Consider the following 17,175-nt stretch of genomic DNA (forward strand, 5'->3'; position numbering starts at 1 on the left):
TATGACAGAACAGATAAAAGTGAGTGAAGTCTCCTCCATCCTGCGCCAGCAATTGGAAGGAATCCATACCAGCATCAAGCTGGAGGAGGTCGGGACCGTATTGCAGGTGAGTGACGGCGTGGCCCGCATCTACGGGCTGGATAATGCGGAGGCGAACGAGTTGCTTCAATTCGATAACGGGATGGAAGCGATCGTGATGAACTTGGAGGAAGATAATGTAGGCGCCGTCCTTTTAGGTCCGACCGACCGAATCAAGGAGGGCGACACCGTAAAACGCACGGGCCGCATCGCCTCTATCGATGTCAGCGAGGGGATGATCGGGCGTGTGATCGACCCGTTGGGAAACCCGATCGACGGGAAAGGCGAGATCCTTGGCGAGACTTGCGAGATGCCGCTTGAGCGCAAGGCTCCGGGCGTGATCTTCCGTCAGCCGGTAAACGAGCCTTTGCAAACCGGTATCAAGGCCGTAGACGCTATGATCCCTATCGGAAGGGGGCAACGTGAGTTGATCATCGGCGACAGGCAGACGGGAAAGACCTCGATCGCTATCGATACCATCATCAACCAACGTAGCAACTACGAGGCAGGGAACCCGGTTTACTGTATTTACGTGGCGATCGGGCAAAAGGGTTCCACGGTAGCGGCCTTGGTGAACACCTTGCAAGAGAAAGGCGCCATGGACTATACGATTGTCGTAAGCGCGACCGCCTCCGACCCGGCAGCCATGCAATATTTCGCCCCGTTCGCCGGAGCGGCCATCGGAGAGTACTTCCGGGATAGCGGACGACACGCCTTGGTAGTCTACGACGATCTGTCCAAGCAAGCGGTCGCCTACCGTGAGGTCTCCTTAATCCTTCGCCGCCCTTCCGGGCGTGAGGCGTACCCGGGTGATATCTTTTACCTGCACTCCCGCCTATTGGAACGTGCCGCCAAGATCATCAACCAGCCGGAGGTAGCCCGTGAGATGAACGATCTCCCCGAAAGCATGAGAGACAAGGTGAAAGGCGGTGGCTCCTTGACCGCTTTACCGATCATCGAGACTCAGGCGGGAGACGTATCGGCTTATATCCCGACCAACGTGATCTCTATCACCGACGGACAGATATTCCTTGAGACCGATTTATTCAACCAAGGGAACCGCCCGGCTATCAATGTCGGAATCTCCGTTTCCCGTGTAGGCGGTAACGCACAATTAAAGGCGATGAAAAAGGTAGCGGGTACCTTGAAAATCGATCAGGCTCAGTTCCGTGAATTGGAATCATTTTCCAAGTTCGGGGGCGAGATGGATGCCGTCACCGCTTTCACGATCGATAAGGGGCAGAAGAATACCCAGTTACTGATACAGCCTCAATATAGCCCGATGCCGGTGGAAGAGCAAATCTCGATCCTTTATTGCGGAACGCAAGGTCTGCTGAAAGAGGTTCCATTGGACAAGGTGCATGAGTTCGAGGCAAGGTTCTTGCAAGAATTACGGACTTCTCATCAACGGGACGTACTGGATGTCTTAAAGACCGGCGTTATCAATGATGAGATACGAGGCATATTGGAAAAAACAGCGAAGGAGCTATGGGTTCATTGAAAGAAATAAAAGTCCGGATCGCCTCTATACGGAGCACGCAGAAGATCACCGCCGCCATGAAAATGGTATCGTCGGCCAAGTTTCATCATGCCCAGACGCAAACCGAGCACACACTTACATATGCTAATAAACTATCCGCTATCTTAAACGGTCTTCTTTCGGCGGAATGCGACCCAGACTCACCTTACACCGAACAGCGTAAGGTGAGCAAGGTGGCTATCGCCGTATTCGCCTCGAGCACGGGTTTATGCGGGACATTCAATGCCAATATATGGAAAGAGTTATCCGCCACGATCCAGACTTATAAGAACCAGCAAATAGAGGTAGGCCTCTACCCTATCGGCAAGAAAATAGCGGATGAGCTTCATAAAGCGGGGTATAGCTTCGACACTGATTTCGTCACGATCGGCGAAAAGCCGTCTTATGAAAGCGCCGTATCCTTGGCGAACCGTCTCATGGAGCTGTTCGTCACGGGTAAAGCGGACCGGGTGGAATTACTGTATCACCATTTCAAGAACATGGCGACACAAGTCGTAACCCACAAGACGTATCTTCCCCTTTCCCTCTCGGATACGGAAGCGGCGGAAACGGCCACCGACTACATCCTTGAGCCCTCGGCGGAAGAGTTGCGTAACCGGCTTTTCCCGAAATTGCTGAACCTAACCATCTATACGATCCTACTCGACACCTCGACCGCCGAGCACGCCGCCCGTATGATGGCTATGCAGACCGCCAACGACAACGCGAACGATTTAATCCAACAATTAACTTTGCAATATAATAAAACCCGCCAGCAAGCCATCACCAACGAATTGCTGGATATCATGGGAGGAGCGGCCGTTTCATCGTAATAAAAACGGGATGCATCCTTGACTAAACAGACAATGATCCGTATGTAAAACACTTTACTAACGGATCATTTCTTATTTACAAAAAAAAGTAAGACCTTTGCTCACCAAAACATAAGCCTATATACATTATATTATACCAATCTAGGATCGTACTCATGATGAATCAAGAAAAGCTAAAAGGGCATCTCCTTATTTTAGCGGCCAACATCCTGTTCGCCATTAATATGCCCGTATCCAAATATCTACTCCCCGAGCATGTGCAGCCCGAGGCGTTAACCAGTATGCGGATGAGCTTCGCTTGCGTGATGTTCTGGATCACCTCCCTATTCGTTCCCTATGAGAAAGTGCCGTTGAAGGACTTGGGACTTCTATGCCTTTGCGCCCTTTGCGGAGTAGGCTTGAACCAAGGGCTGTTTATCTGGGGATTGAATACCACGTCGCCGGTAGACGCTTCCATCATAGCGACCGCCGTCCCCATCTTTGTCATGATCTTGGCGGCCCTGATCCTAAAGGAACCTATCACACGGATGAAAACGTTCGGGGTACTGCTTGGTATATGCGGGGCGATCTCCTTAATACTACAATCCACGCAAGGTTCCAATCAAGCGAGCAGTCTAGGGGGAAACCTCTTGATTACGGTTAGTGGATTCATGTACTCGATCTATTTGGTAGTATCCAAGCCACTAACACTCAAGTACTCATCCGTCACGATGATGAAATGGATGTTCCTGTTCTCCACGCTGATTACCCTGCCTTTCGCTATCGAATCCATCTGGAATACCCCGGCTTTCCATAAAGAGGTCTTCGACGGCCAAGAGCTGGGAGCCATTTTCTTCGTGCTATTCGGGGCCACGTTCGTACCCTATTTATTAATACCGCTGGCCTTAAAGCGAATCCGCCCGACTACCGTCAGCATGTACAATTATATCCAACCGATCGTAGCTTCCTTTATCGCCGTATTCATCGGTCAGGATAGTTTTAGCGTAACGAAACTAGTATCGGCCGCACTTGTTTTCTCCGGCGTCTATTTAGTGACCCAAAGCAAGAGCCGGGCGGACCTTGAACAACAAAATAGTCAATCTTTTGACAAAAACGCTTGCAATATGAAAAATAATGCGTAATATTGCCCCCATAATATAAAAGAATAAGTAGCATACAAAATCAATGATGAGTGTAGAGTCCTCATATTATACATGGGCATTGATGACCCCTTGGGGGGTTAGAATCTATTAATAAGCATTCGCGTAGACCACGTCACGCTATGTCGCAATCTCGTATTGCATCCTTTTTTATTTCTCCTTTTACATAAATAAGTTTAATCAATCGGTTATTGTCGGTTGCTAATCATGAAAAAGCCTTTTCTTGATTGTCAATCCTCGATGAACCATTAAAAATACATATCGATGAAAGTATTAAAATTCGGCGGAACATCCGTAGGTTCCGTGAATAGTATCTTAAGTGTAAAGAAAATAGTAGAGGCTATCGAAGAGCCCGTAATCGTGGTTGTCTCCGCCTTAGGGGGCATCACCGATAAATTACTGGCCACTTCTACCATGGCTTCTAAAGGCGACCTTGCCTACGAGAAAGAATTATCGGAGATCATCGCCCGCCATCTGGACGTGATCGAGGGAGTGATAGAGGACAAGGAGGTACGCATGGATGTCCAGAAGAAAGTGATGGCTTTACTGGATGAATTGAGCAATATTTTCAAAGGTGTTTATTTGATTAACGATTTATCCGCCAAGACATCCGATACGATCGTAAGTTATGGCGAGCGCCTATCTTCCTTGATCGTCTCGAACGTGATCAAGGACGCTAAGTTGTTCGACTCACGCAAATATATCAAGACAGTCAAGCAATTCAACAAGCATATCGTGGATTTCGACTTGACCAACAAGCTCATAAAAGAGACCTTCTCGCCGCTGCCCAAGGTTTCCTTGGTGCCCGGATTCATCTCTTCCAGCACGGAAACCGGAGAGGTTACGAACCTCGGACGAGGGGGATCGGATTATACCGCCTCCATCTTGGCGACCGCCTTAGACGCTAACACCTTGGAGATCTGGACAGACGTGGATGGTTTCATGACCGCCGATCCCCGTGTGATCAGCTCCGCCTACGTAATCGACCGGCTTACTTTCACGGAGGCGATGGAGTTGTGTAACTTCGGGGCGAAAGTAATCTATCCGCCGACGATCTATCCGGTTTATCATAAGAATATCCCGATCCGTATCTTGAATACCTTCAACCCGACCGCTCCCGGAACCTATATTTCGAAAGAGCGGGTGAAAGAGGAAGGCAAGGCCATCATCAAGGGTATCTCCTCCATCAACGATACCTGTTTGATCACGGTACAAGGTTTAGGTATGGTGGGCGTGATCGGCGTGAACTACCGGATCTTTAAGACGCTCGCCAAGAATGGCATCAGCGTATTTATGGTATCGCAGGCCAGCTCCGAGAACAACACGACTTTCGCCGTACGTAACGCCGACGCTGATTTGGCCGTACAAGTATTGAACGACGAGTTCGCCTTGGAACGTGCGCAGGGTGATATGAACGATACCGTAGCGGAGAAGGATCTGGCTACCGTCGCTATTGTAGGCGAGAACATGAAACGTACCCCGGGTATCGCCGGGAAGCTGTTCGGTACGCTGGGACGTGCGGGCATCAGCGTGATCGCTTGCGCCCAAGGCGCTTCCGAGACGAATATCTCTTTCGTTATCAAGCATAAATACCTTCGCAAGGCGTTGAACTCCATTCATGACTCTTTTTTCCTATCCGAATATAAGGTATTGAACCTTTTCATCGCCGGTGTAGGAACCGTAGGCGGCAATTTATTGGAACAGATACGCATCCAGCAACCGAAACTGATGCGGCAAAACGGTTTGAAGCTGAATGTCGTAGGTATCTCAAACTCCAAGAAAGCCCTTTTATGCCGGGAAGGGATCAACCTCGACAATTATCTGGAGGAGCTGAAGGAGAACGGGGAAGAGAGCAACCCGGAGCATCTGTGCGAAGAGATCGTAAAGATGAATATCTTCAACTCCGTATTCGTGGATTGCACGGCAAGCCCGGACGTGGCGGCTCTTTACGAGACGTTGATGAACAATAACGTATCCGTCGTGGCGGCTAATAAAGAAGCGGCCTCCTCCTCCTACGATAATTATACCAAGCTCAAGGAGACCGCCCGCCACCGAGACATCAAGTTCTTGTTCGAGACGAACGTAGGCGCCGGCCTCCCGATCATCAATACGATGAACGATTTGATCAATAGCGGCGACCATATATTGAAACTGGAGGCCGTACTTTCCGGTACGCTGAATTATATCTTTAATACGATCAGCGCCGATATCCCTTTCAGCGAGGCGATCCATATGGCAAAGGAAGCCGGATACGCCGAGCCGGACCCACGTATCGACCTTAGCGGCAAAGACGTAATCCGTAAGCTGGTTATCTTGGCTCGTGAGGCCGGTTATCCGGTGGAGCAAGCCGACGTAAAACGGAACCTGTTCATCCCGGAAAAGTACTTCGAGGGTTCCCTTGAGGACTTCTGGAAGAATATCAAGGATACAGATGCCGGTTTCGAGGAGAAACGCCAGCTACTGGAAGCGGAAGGCAAACGCTTCCGTTTCGTGGCGAAGATGGAGAACGGCGCTTGCGAGGTAGGCCTACAAGCCGTAGACAGCCACCATCCGTTCTATGAACTGGAGGGCAGCAACAATATTATCATGATCTCCACCGAGAGATATCATGAATATCCAATGATCATCAAGGGATATGGTGCCGGAGCCGACGTGACAGCCGCAGGCGTATTCGCCGACATCATATCCATTGCTAATATTCGATAGGTATGAAGCACATTATCATTTTAGGCGATGGAATGGCCGACGAGCCGATAGAGGCTCTGGGAGGCAAGACCCCGATGCAATACGCCAAGACTCCTTATATGGATAAATTGGCGGAACTGGGAGTAACCGGGCAGATGAAAACCGTAGCGGATGGTTTCCATCCCGGTAGCGAGGTCGCGAACATGGCGGTATTAGGCTATGACCTGCCCTCCGTATACGAGGGACGGGGTGTATTGGAAGCCGCCAGTATAGGCGTCGCCCTGCAACCCGGCGAGATGGCGATGCGTTGTAACTTAATCTGCGTAGAAGGCGACATCTTGAAGAATCACTCTTCCGGCCATATCTCCACGGAGGAAGCGGACGAGTTGATCCAATGCCTGAACGAGCGATTAGGCTCCGACCGTGTCAAGTTCTATACGGGTGTCTCCTACCGCCACCTATTGGTAATCAAAGGAGGCGATAAGCGTCTGGATTGCACGCCACCACACGACGTACCCCTCCATCCTTTCCGGCCTTTAATGATAAAACCGGAAGTTCCGGAAGCACGAGAGACCGCCGATTTATTAAACGAATTAATCCTCAAGTCCCAAGAGATCTTAAAGGATCACCCGGTGAACCTCAAACGTATGGCAGCGGGGAAAGATCCGGCGAACAGTATCTGGCCTTGGTCTCCGGGCTACCGTCCGGCCATGCGAACGATGCGGGAGATGTACGGCTTCGGGAAAGGCTCCGTGATCTCCGCCGTCGATCTCATCCGGGGAATCGGCGTTTACGCCGGCCTCGAGGTGCTTCACGTAGAGGGAGCTACCGGATTATACGACACGAACTACGAGGGAAAAGCGCACGCCGCCCTTGAGGCCCTCAAGACAAATGACTTCGTCTACCTGCATATCGAGGCAAGCGACGAGGCCGGGCATGAGGGAGACGTAGACCTAAAGATCAAGACGATAGAGTATCTGGACAACCGTGCCGTACGTATCATCTACGAGGAAACGCAAAAATGGGACGAGCCGGTAGCGATCGCTATCCTTCCGGACCACCCCACTCCTTGCTCCATACGTACGCATACGAATACCCCGGTTCCATTCCTGATTTACAAGCCGGGCGAGCAACCCGACTCCGTTACCACATTTGATGAGTTCTCCGTATCAAACGGCAAATATGGCATACTGGAAAAAGATCAATTTATAAAAGAATTTCTAAACGATTAGAGCATGAAATATTACAGCACAAACAAACAAGCCCCTGTAGCCAGCCTAGAAGAGGCCGTCGTAAAAGGTCTGGCCGGCGATAAGGGATTATATATGCCCGAGTATATTGACTCCTTGGACGAGGAGGTGATAGCCAACATGAAGAACCAGTCCTTCCACGAGATCGCCTGCACGGTAGCTCAGATGTTCTTCGGGGAAGACATCGAGCCGGAGGTATTGGACGGTATCGTAAAAGATACGCTCTCCTTCGAGACCCCGGTGGTACCCGTAAAGGGTAATATCTATAGCTTAGAGTTATTTCACGGGCCTACATTGGCCTTTAAGGATGTAGGAGGGCGCTTCATGGCTCGTCTGCTCGGTTATTTCATAAAGAAAGAGGGATTGAAGCAAGTAAACGTATTGGTAGCTACTTCCGGCGATACGGGAAGCGCCGTCGCCAACGGATTCCTAGGCGTTCCGGGCATTCACGTGTATGTGCTTTATCCCAAGGGAAAGGTCAGCCCGATACAGGAATGCCAGTTCACGACATTAGGACAGAACATCACGGCATTGGAGATAGACGGCACGTTCGACGATTGCCAAGCGCTGGTTAAATCCGCCTTTATGGACGAGGAATTAAACCGTCATATGAAACTGACCTCGGCGAACTCCATCAACGTAGCCCGTTTCTTGCCCCAATCGTTCTACTATTTCAACGCTTACGCTCAGCTGGACAAGCAGGGAAAAGCGGACGAGCTGGTCGTTTGCGTGCCGAGCGGTAATTTCGGAAACATCACCGCCGGATTGTTCGCCTATTGGATGGGGCTCCCTATCAAACGTTTCGTAGCGGCAAACAACCGTAACGACGTATTCTTGGAATACCTGAATACAGGAACTTATACACCCCGCCCATCAGTCGCCACCCTAGCGAACGCCATGGATGTAGGCGATCCGAGTAATTTCGCCCGTATCATCGACCTATTCGGCGCATTCAATGATCCCCATAAAGAAATATGCGCACTGATCTCCGGACATCGCTATACGGACGAGGAAATCGCCTCTACGATGCGAGCCGTCTATAAAGAGACGGGATATATCCTCGACCCACACGGAGCCTGTGGCTACCAAGGATTACTAGACAGCGACCTAAGCGAGACCGAGACGGGTCTATTCCTTGAGACCGCCCATCCCGCCAAATTCAAAGGAACGGTCGATAAGATATTGGAGGCAGATATCGAGATCCCGGCGAAACTGAAAGCCTTCATGGAAGGAACCAAGCAAAGCATCGAGCTGGCAAAAGATTTCGAGGGATTCAAATCTTTCTTGATGAGCCGGTAAAAAGAAGAATAGTTTTCGTAATTGATATAAAATGGAAGGTGTAGCAAATTGATATTATCGATATTTGCCACACCTTCCATTTTTATCACCTAGGACATACAAAAACAGGCGAGAATTTCAAAAAGAAATTCCGTAAGCAAGCTTTTCTTCCGAAAAGTCATGTTATTAAATTCGATTAATTATAAGCCAAATGTATAATTATTGGAGAAATAGAGTTTTTATAGGATCAGTCGATAATTGGTGGGGATAATTATTTTCATCTATTTAAAATCTCTAGCTTTGCTCTATGGAAACGAATCAACTTTATACATTAGCTCAGAAAGTACTACCAAGTGCAGTTCTTACGTATTTTAATATCGTCAACATAGAAAGCACATCCACCGAGATTTTCATCCATCTTGATGAAAAGATGAGTGACAGTCTTAATATACATTAACCGCCTCTCCCCCCGATGGTTATCGGGAAATGGCAGAGGAACTATAGATACAAGTGGCCCATTTGTCTTTTTGACAACTTGTAATCTGAAGTCCCGGAGAATCGATTATTCCGTACCTAAGTGCGTCTCGCTTCCAAATTCGAGAGAAAAAAACAGCAATTCTCTGTTTGATAGCTGTTTGCTTAAAAACGGCCTTTCGTTCCAGCCGAAATAATTCACCCTAGTTCATGTTTTACGGTCGTAAGGCGGTAATAATGCCCAACGCTACCGCATGTGAGGGCCGATGCCTATATATGTGTAGGCTTACGCCACTATATGTGTAGCTTGACGCGACTATATGTGTGGGTTGACACTGCTATATGTGTGAGTTGATACAGCCATATGTGTAGGTTGATACGTATATATTCGTTAAAAAGCGACGTTTATCGTGTTAAAAAGCGGTTGTGGTAGCTTGTTCGCGCTCCCCGCTTACGCTCGTTGGCTTTTATAGCCAGAGAGCCGTGTCGTGAAAAAGAAGGTATTTCAATCAAAAAGATACCTTTCACGCCAAACTCGAAGCACAGGATCTCAATCCACCGCCCACTCTTTCATCTCATACATATCCTTATATTCTTCCCAATCCGGATCCATCTCGGTATAAATAGAGATGGGCAGTAACTCGAAAGGAGCCAAGGCCTCATTCAAGCGTTCGCCGAATACACGCACGGTACGTGTGTAAAACACCCAGACCTTCTCTCCTCCTCCGGTATAGACACCCGTCAGGATAGCCAGCTTGTCTTTCTTTTCCATCGCCTTACGAAGCGCTTCCTCCACGGCCTCCATTTTCTCGCCAAGGTCATCGCTAGGAAGGCCTCTCCCATCTCCCTCGTATTTCCAAGTGATCTCGACACGTTCCTTGAACTTACCGGATTCGGTGAACTCATTCAACTCGTCCCGCCCGTAAACGGAAATCATTTGCCCTGACTCGTTTTCCGAGAGAGCCGTAAACCATACATCGCTTAATCTCATATTTATATTTTCTATTTATCTATAAGTATTCCTTACTGACTTTACCGGGTAAAAATACGACAAAAAAGGCTGCGTCCGGTGAAGATACAGCCTTTTTATATTTCTCGACGGAAATTTATTATCTCTTTCCTAATCTATGATCCATAATGGCGTAATGGCATTCCCCATAATTCTTCAATTGATCCACGATCTCTTTAGCCGTAGATTCTTCCTCTACTTGCTCGCGTACGAACCAGAACAAGAAATCACGGGAAGCATGATCCTTATCAGCCTCGGCGATATCAACCAATTTGTCGATCAACTCTGATACATAGCACTCGTGTTTGTAAACATGCTCGAATACCTCCAACGGATTTCCCCAGCCTGTCGGAACCACGTTGATCTGGCCGATCGTAATATCGCCGCCACGATCCAAGGCGTAATCGATCAACTTATGAGCATGCTCCAATTCCTCAGCCGCTTGTTTCTTCATCCAATGGGCGAAACCGTTCAACCCTGCTTTCTGGAAATACACGGACATTGACAAATACAAATTCGAAGACCACATCTCCGCATTAACTTGGGCATTGAACGCCTCTGATAAATTTCTACTTAAGATCATAATTTTATCATTGTTTAAAAATGTTGAAGTATTATCCGTTCACGAAATTTCACTATGCAAATATAAATAAAAGTAGGATTCCTTATCTCATTTCCGCCCTTAGATATTGGCTACTTTCGAAAATTTTTCTAACTTACGCCCTTATTTGATAAACATCCATGCAATACACCGACAAATATCGATCTCCCTTGGGAGAAATAACCCTAGCCAGCGATGGCGACCACCTGACAGGATTATGGTTCGACGGGCAAAAATATTTTGCCGCCACTTTATCGGCGGAACACCAAGAAAGAGAACTGCCGATATTCGAGCAAGCCAAAGAGTGGCTGGATAGCTATTTCATGGGTAAGATTCCCAGCTTCACCCCTCCTATCCATCTGGAGGATACGCCTTTCCGACTTGCGGTATGGGACTTATTGAGCAAAATACCTTATGGCGAAGTCGTAACCTACAAGGAGCTCGCCGGCGAAATCGCCCGGCAAAAAGGTATCCCGAGCATGTCTACGCAAGCGATCGGAGGAGCGGTAGGCCATAACCCGATCAGTATCATCATCCCCTGCCACCGTGTCGTAGGCAGCGATGGCAGCTTAACCGGATACGCAGGAGGTATCGACAAAAAAAGGAGCCTGCTTACAATCGAACGGGCCCCAAAAGTATCGTAAAGAGACTTTACCTTGCAAATCCTTGTGGACAAACATAGAATGTAACTATCCCATTAACGTTATCTCCTTCATCTCATGGTCCTCAATATCAGCATATAGGAAGTGGCCGGCGAAAGTGTCTTCCGTGTCTTGGAAAAAAAGCTCCAGTTCGTAATGGATGGAGCCGTCTTCTTTCTCCTTGGTCTCTATATGAACAGATTGCAATTCTACCTGGGAGGCAAACTCCTCTCTGGACAATGCCGGAAGTTCACAATCTTCCCGCCATGCGTTTGCTGTCGGGAGCAATTCGTCGGCCATGCGCAATTGCCATATCGCTTCCCCTTCTTCTTCCAGCTTATTCATATAGCCACTAATAGCTTTCAGATGTTTCCGGATAAGGGATTCGTGCGGACAACGGGGCTCCAGGTTTTTACCGCATTGCTTCCGGATAAGTTTGATGGCCTCATTCAAACATTCAATCTTAGTACCGGTAGAGACCGAGGGCATTTCCCAAAGTCGCTCGTATAACTCCAATCGTTTTTCAAACGAGTGAAGGACAGACCTTGCTCCAATCTTTATATCAAGATAAGCATCATAGGCTTTAGACTCTTCCTTAGTCATATCTCGCTCAACGCCGTTTAGCTTATTCTGACCCTCATCCATGCGAGTAATGATGTCATTGGTAAATTTCACTAATTGACGTACCTGCTTGGGTGTTTTTATTTTGTTTTTCTTCGCATTTTTCTCTACGCTTTGCGCAAAGAATTGAATAGTGGCCATTGTAATTGAAATATTCGTATCCGCACGCATCAAATCATCCGGCAGTTGGACATTACGCACAAGGTCATATAATTCAATTTTATAAGGAATGAGCTGACTGATTTTTTCTTCAACGGACAATTCCGGATTACTCCATATCTTGGTACAGTCTTGAATGATTGCCTTAATCCTCTCGGCGTTCATGTAATCCAAATAGCGTTGCTCTAACGCTTCGTCCACCTTGGGCGGCAGGAGTTTTTTGAGAGCTTTTATCTTCTTTTTGAGTTCGTCTACGTAGGCTTGCTGTTCCGGGGGAAGCAGCTCATTCTTACCTTTTGCCGATTTCTCTTCAATGATAGGTAATTTCTCGGTCGGTGTCTCCAAGGGAGCGATGGAGATGCATAGGTCTACCTCCCTCCCCCAAATCGTCGCTTTATACTCTTCGGGTGTTTGATAGCCACGAAACCATGTCTGGAGTGTACTAAGCCAAAACTCCGTATGCATTTCCAAGGTCATTTTGGAAAGCTGGGCGATCTTATCTGTCAGATGAAATTCCCAACTATTTTCATTCGTTTGTTCCTTTTCCATAAGTATGAATAATTATTATACTGAAATAGACAACTTGATCACCTTTGAGCCAATAAGTTTTCCCCGTAAACGTATATCCTGCAATTAAGATAAATATATGATGGTTATAGCTTCAAAGTGTAACGAACGCTGTTCCATATAATTCACCACGTTTTACCCAAATCAACAATTCATATCCCATGGGGCGATTGTTGTTATCATATTACAGAGAGTCTTTCATGAAACAACTGCTTGTTTCTCTAGGTGTTTCCGTTTTCTGCTATATAGCTTATTTCATATTTGGGATTTGCTTCAATTTACTGATAAGAGGATAGGAAAGAAAGTTAATGAGGCGGCTCCATCGTTATTTCGGTGTGCCGCCTTTTTCCGGGTCGCATTTATTATTCTAGCTCATTTTTCCTCTTTTTCCACAGCTGATAGCTATTGAAAATATTTTGCCACAGGACATAGCTCCCCGGGCCAACAGAAGACAAGGGGTTCAAATAGGTGTAAGACATCCAGATCGCTAACACGGTATTTTTTTGCCCCAAGGCTTGTCCGGCGCTAATACGGTCATTGTATTTCTTGCCGATGCGCTTTCCCCAATAAAACTGCGCGATACAGGTTATCAAGCCGCCTAAAGCGATCAGGATTTCTACATAAATCTCCGCCTCGCTATTAACCAAGGATTTCACGGTCTGCCCGGTCACGGTAGCTAGAGCGACGGCCCAGAGGTAAAAGGCCATGTCTCGAAGCCCCGCAAGGAAGCGATGGATAGGTGGTATGAATCTACGCAAGAACAAAGCGAGGAAAAACGGGAATAACAGCAATGGGAAGACTTTTCCCAAGATCTTCAAGAATGCGGCGAAGAAAGTAATCTCGGCATGCGGTTCCACTAATGGGAAGACCAGCGGCACGACAATCGCTGCCAATAGATTCGATAATAAGGTATAAGTAGTCAGACTAGAGGCGCTTCCCCCTAATTTACCCGTAATCACGGCGGCCGCCGTAGCAGTCGGGCAAATCAGGCAGACCATCGCTCCCTCAAACACGTCCCGGTATTCCTCTCTCATTGGCAACCATAACAATAAGGCTGCAAGCACCAAACTGGAAACCGCTTGGATAAGCAATAGCCAACCATGCCAAGGGCTGGGCATCAATTCCCGGACAGAGATCTTACAGAAGGTTAAGAGCAACTGCGCAAAAATCAAAAAGGGCGTCAGATACGCTATTAAAGTGTACATGAACGGCTTTGTAGGCTCCAGAAAAGTAACATTGGCGAAAACAAAATACCCTATCGCACCCGCTAACATAGAGATAGGGAGTGTCCATGTCTTGAAGAATTTCAACATAACGCCTATTCTTTTAATTCGGGATGCAAAATAACATCTTTCCACCGAAAGAGGCAAACAAAAACCGTTCTATTGTTGGCTCTGTCTCCTAAATTTCGAGGGAGATAAGCCCTCTTTCTTCGTGAAAAAAGTAGAAAACTGAGATACAGTCTCAAAATTAAGCGCATACGCTATCTCTGAAATACTTAATCGAGAAGTACTTAATAGCTCTTTTGCTCGAAGATAACGTAAATGCAATTGATATTGAGCGGGAGATACCCCCGTATAAGATTTAAAGGTACTTCGAAACCAAGAATAACTCACATTCAAACTCTGAGCGATCGATTCCACCGACATAGGATTATCAATATTCCTCTTCATGAAAGCTCGTGCCTCATTGATCTTCTCCACCGCATCTGACTGCCCTAAAAAACGATTCTTCTCTTTATAATATATCTCCCCCATCAGATAAAAGACAATACTAGAAATAAGTTGCTGATAACCGTTTCGCTCCTTTATAGCATGAGAAACTATTTCCTCATACAAACCTATAATTGTAACATTCACCCCTATCTCATAGACAGGATTCTCTTTTGAGAAAAATTTATTAGAAATCCAACCCTCTATTAAATTGCCTCTAAAACCCACCCAATACTCGTACCAACCATTTTCCGCTGGAGAATAGGTATGCCACTCTCCCGGAAACAACAAGATCATCGTCCCTGCTTTAATCTTTTTTCGTTTAAAAGACTGGGATTCAAAGAACCCACAACCTTCAGAAATGTACACCAATTGGTACTCCGTTAATATACGTCCTTTTTCCGGGTTGAAAGAATACGTCAAAGGATGTTGTTGCCTGACAGGGTAAATACTATGCGGAGGTATGGATTGATAACCGACTGTTGTAACCATCATCCCCCATAGCTCATCCATCGGACTAACATTCAGATAACGAATGTTATTATTTTGTGTACTCATAAAAAGATATCCTCCTTATAACATTACTAAATAATTGACCAAAGATAATATATTTCACACACATGACAGAAGATATGAAGTACTACTTACCCGACGCAGTATATATCCTAAGGGACTTGAAGTATATCTTCTACGACAAGGGAAGTTCACTTTCTCTAAACTAAACTATCACTTTTCTAAAATATAAAATCAAATAGATAAAACAAGACCAAAAGCAACCCTATATCTTTGCTGTTGGTCAAAGAAGATAATATGAAACTAAAATTCAATCTATAAAACATGGAAAACAAAAAAATAAATGTAGGATTGGTTGGGATGGGATTAAATACCTATTGGTCCCAATTTGAAGGACTCTATGAAAAACTTTGCAAATATCAGAAAAAGATAGCAGACTCTTTAACACGTCCGGATATAAGTATAATCAACGCTGGGATCTTAGATCGTCCGGAGGAAGCCAAAAACATCGCAGATGTCTTATCGCATGAAAATATAGAAGTACTTTTTGTTTATATCTCGACATATGCGCTATCATCTACGATATTACCGTTGGCACAACGCCTAAAAGTTCCCATAATACTATTAAACATACAGCCCTCTTCTCACATAGACTATACATATATTAATAGTCTAGGAGACCGAGGTCTCATGACAGGCGAATGGTTAGCGAATTGCCAAGCATGCTCCGTCCCTGAATTCGCGAATATACTTATCCGTTCTGGGCTACCTTTTAAGATCGTGACGGGGCATTTGGAAGACAACGCAACTTGGGCCGAGTTAAACGACTGGCTCGACGCAACCGTGGTTATGGCAGGTATGAGAGAGCATCGTATGGGTATATTAGGCCATTATTATTGTGGGATGTTGGATGTTTACTCAGATATATCCCAGCAATCCTCTTCTTTCGGCACACATATCGAACTACTGGAAATGTGCGAGCTAAAAGCTTACAGAGATGCGGTATCAGACCAGGAGATCAAAGAAAAAATAATGGAATTCCAACGTAAGTTCGAGGTAGTCGCTGAATGTGAAGAAACGGAGCTAATACGTGCTGCTCGCACATCCGTCGCATTAGACAAATTAATCAAAAGCCATCAGCTAGGCTCAATGGCTTACTATTACGAAGGTTATCCCGGCAATGATTATGAGGATATTGTAACCTCTGTTATAGCAGGTAACACCTTATTGACCGGCAAGAACATACCTATAGCTGGCGAATGCGAGGTTAAAAATGTTCAAGCCATGAAAATACTCTCCCTGCTAAAAGCCGGCGGATCTTTTTCCGAGTTTTATGCCATGGACTTTAAAGACGATGTCATATTACTTGGTCATGATGGTCCTGCCCACTTCGCCATGTCCGATGGTAAAGTAAAACTCGTACCTCTTCCTGTTTATCATGGTAAACCGGGCAAAGGATTATCCATTCAAATGACCGTCAAGAATGGGCCAGTCACCCTATTGTCTGTTTGTGAAGGAAAGGAGGGAATATTTTTATTGGTAGCCGAAGGAGAGTCCGTTCCGGGCCCTGTTCTGGAGATAGGTAATACAAATAGCCGGTATCGTTTTTCTTGTGGGGTAAAAAGCTTTATGGAAAACTGGAGCAAAGCTGGTCCGTCACATCATTGCGCTATCGGAATAGGTCATCTTGCTAGCAAACTGGAAAAAACGGGATTTTTATTAAATATTCCTGTCATAAAGATCGCTTAAGGGATCATCTTAACATCTCTAATAAAAAAGACTTCTTAGGACTGCCATATATGACTTTCCCATAGTCCTCTCTGCAAATATCATAGTTCTATCGGAACTATGTCTCTTTTATATTTCCACTTTGCAAAAATCTAAAAATATTAGTAACCACATATTAAAAAAATGATATTTAATGTTTGATAAATGATATTGTTCTTCCAATAAATATCTTTTTCATATAGCTATAATCTCATAAATACATCTGCTAGTTTCATAGTTCCGATAGAACTATGATATTTGCAGAGAGGACTATGGGAAAGTCATATATGGCAGTCCTAAGAAGTCTTTTTTATTAGAGATGTTAAGAT

General features: G+C 46.1%; 13 protein-coding genes. 8 read left to right on the forward strand and 5 right to left on the reverse strand.

The window, feature by feature from the left end; genetic code table 11:
• The first annotated feature begins 1 nt into the window (after position 1).
• The 6 genes from atpA (at position 2) to thrC (ending at position 8,803) form a co-directional block, all read left to right on the forward strand.
• Complete coding sequence (gene atpA / locus DWY79_RS00805; protein WP_005865921.1) at positions 2–1,579, forward strand: F0F1 ATP synthase subunit alpha; 1,578 nt, start codon at positions 2–4, stop codon at positions 1,577–1,579.
• The gene (locus tag DWY79_RS00810; RefSeq protein WP_122368693.1) at positions 1,567–2,430 is read left to right on the forward strand and encodes a F0F1 ATP synthase subunit gamma; all 864 of its coding nucleotides are present in this window, start codon (positions 1,567–1,569) and stop codon (positions 2,428–2,430) included. Before atpA ends, DWY79_RS00810 begins: the two co-directional genes overlap by 13 nt.
• Before the next feature lie 155 nt (positions 2,431–2,585).
• Positions 2,586–3,551 carry a DMT family transporter gene (locus tag DWY79_RS00815; RefSeq protein ID WP_005865917.1) on the forward strand — a complete coding sequence of 322 codons (966 nt, stop codon included), beginning with the start codon at positions 2,586–2,588 and terminating at the stop codon, positions 3,549–3,551.
• A gap of 282 nt (positions 3,552–3,833) precedes the next feature.
• Positions 3,834–6,275, forward strand: coding sequence for a bifunctional aspartate kinase/homoserine dehydrogenase I (gene thrA / locus DWY79_RS00820; RefSeq protein ID WP_005861780.1), 2,442 nt, complete (start codon positions 3,834–3,836; stop codon positions 6,273–6,275).
• A 2-nt stretch (positions 6,276–6,277) separates the two neighbouring features.
• Entirely contained in the window at positions 6,278–7,486 is a 1,209-nt protein-coding gene (locus DWY79_RS00825; protein ID WP_005861778.1) for a cofactor-independent phosphoglycerate mutase, read from the forward strand.
• 3 nt (positions 7,487–7,489) lie between these two features.
• Entirely contained in the window at positions 7,490–8,803 is a 1,314-nt protein-coding gene (gene thrC / locus DWY79_RS00830; RefSeq protein WP_005865913.1) for a threonine synthase, read from the forward strand.
• 1,003 nt (positions 8,804–9,806) lie between these two features.
• Here the strand turns inward: thrC and DWY79_RS00835 are convergent.
• Positions 9,807–10,247, reverse strand: coding sequence for a DUF695 domain-containing protein (locus tag DWY79_RS00835; protein WP_122368694.1), 441 nt, complete (start codon positions 10,245–10,247; stop codon positions 9,807–9,809).
• A gap of 118 nt (positions 10,248–10,365) precedes the next feature.
• Entirely contained in the window at positions 10,366–10,848 is a 483-nt protein-coding gene (locus DWY79_RS00840; RefSeq protein ID WP_005861772.1) for a ferritin, read from the reverse strand.
• Positions 10,849–11,006: 158 nt separating this feature from the next.
• Between DWY79_RS00840 and DWY79_RS00845 the strand changes: the two genes are divergently transcribed.
• Positions 11,007–11,510, forward strand: coding sequence for a methylated-DNA--[protein]-cysteine S-methyltransferase (locus DWY79_RS00845; protein ID WP_008780811.1), 504 nt, complete (start codon positions 11,007–11,009; stop codon positions 11,508–11,510).
• Between the two features lie 45 nt (positions 11,511–11,555).
• Here DWY79_RS00845 and DWY79_RS00850 read toward each other — a convergent pair whose 3' ends face one another.
• The 3 genes from DWY79_RS00850 to DWY79_RS00860 form a co-directional block, all read right to left on the reverse strand.
• Positions 11,556–12,836: a DUF2262 domain-containing protein gene (locus DWY79_RS00850; RefSeq protein ID WP_122368695.1), complete on the reverse strand. Its 1,281-nt coding sequence runs from the start codon at positions 12,834–12,836 to the stop codon at positions 11,556–11,558.
• A 380-nt stretch (positions 12,837–13,216) separates the two neighbouring features.
• The gene (locus DWY79_RS00855; RefSeq protein WP_122368696.1) at positions 13,217–14,167 is read right to left on the reverse strand and encodes a transporter; all 951 of its coding nucleotides are present in this window, start codon (positions 14,165–14,167) and stop codon (positions 13,217–13,219) included.
• Between the two features lie 69 nt (positions 14,168–14,236).
• A complete protein-coding gene (locus DWY79_RS00860) occupies positions 14,237–15,124 on the reverse strand; it encodes an AraC family transcriptional regulator (RefSeq protein ID WP_008780808.1) in 888 nt (295 codons plus the stop codon).
• A 279-nt stretch (positions 15,125–15,403) separates the two neighbouring features.
• Between DWY79_RS00860 and DWY79_RS00865 the strand changes: the two genes are divergently transcribed.
• Positions 15,404–16,828, forward strand: coding sequence for an L-fucose/L-arabinose isomerase family protein (locus tag DWY79_RS00865; protein WP_122368697.1), 1,425 nt, complete (start codon positions 15,404–15,406; stop codon positions 16,826–16,828).
• The last annotated feature ends 347 nt before the right edge of the window (positions 16,829–17,175 follow it).

The organism is Parabacteroides sp. AF27-14, from assembly GCF_003635425.1.
GTDB lineage: Bacteria > Bacteroidota > Bacteroidia > Bacteroidales > Tannerellaceae > Parabacteroides > Parabacteroides distasonis.

Bases quoted from the DNA above. Each gene is read 5' to 3' on its own strand.
- atpA (WP_005865921.1), top strand. From the start codon at position 2: ATGACAGAACAGATAAAAGTGAGTGAAGTCTCCTCCATCCTGCGCCAG.
- DWY79_RS00810 (WP_122368693.1), top strand. From the start codon at position 1,567: ATGGGTTCATTGAAAGAAATAAAAGTCCGGATCGCCTCTATACGGAGC.
- DWY79_RS00815 (WP_005865917.1), top strand. From the start codon at position 2,586: ATGATGAATCAAGAAAAGCTAAAAGGGCATCTCCTTATTTTAGCGGCC.
- thrA (WP_005861780.1), top strand. From the start codon at position 3,834: ATGAAAGTATTAAAATTCGGCGGAACATCCGTAGGTTCCGTGAATAGT.
- DWY79_RS00825 (WP_005861778.1), top strand. From the start codon at position 6,278: ATGAAGCACATTATCATTTTAGGCGATGGAATGGCCGACGAGCCGATA.
- thrC (WP_005865913.1), top strand. From the start codon at position 7,490: ATGAAATATTACAGCACAAACAAACAAGCCCCTGTAGCCAGCCTAGAA.
- DWY79_RS00835 (WP_122368694.1), bottom strand. From the start codon at position 10,247: ATGAGATTAAGCGATGTATGGTTTACGGCTCTCTCGGAAAACGAGTCA.
- DWY79_RS00840 (WP_005861772.1), bottom strand. From the start codon at position 10,848: ATGATCTTAAGTAGAAATTTATCAGAGGCGTTCAATGCCCAAGTTAAT.
- DWY79_RS00845 (WP_008780811.1), top strand. From the start codon at position 11,007: ATGCAATACACCGACAAATATCGATCTCCCTTGGGAGAAATAACCCTA.
- DWY79_RS00850 (WP_122368695.1), bottom strand. From the start codon at position 12,836: ATGGAAAAGGAACAAACGAATGAAAATAGTTGGGAATTTCATCTGACA.
- DWY79_RS00855 (WP_122368696.1), bottom strand. From the start codon at position 14,167: ATGTTGAAATTCTTCAAGACATGGACACTCCCTATCTCTATGTTAGCG.
- DWY79_RS00860 (WP_008780808.1), bottom strand. From the start codon at position 15,124: ATGAGTACACAAAATAATAACATTCGTTATCTGAATGTTAGTCCGATG.
- DWY79_RS00865 (WP_122368697.1), top strand. From the start codon at position 15,404: ATGGAAAACAAAAAAATAAATGTAGGATTGGTTGGGATGGGATTAAAT.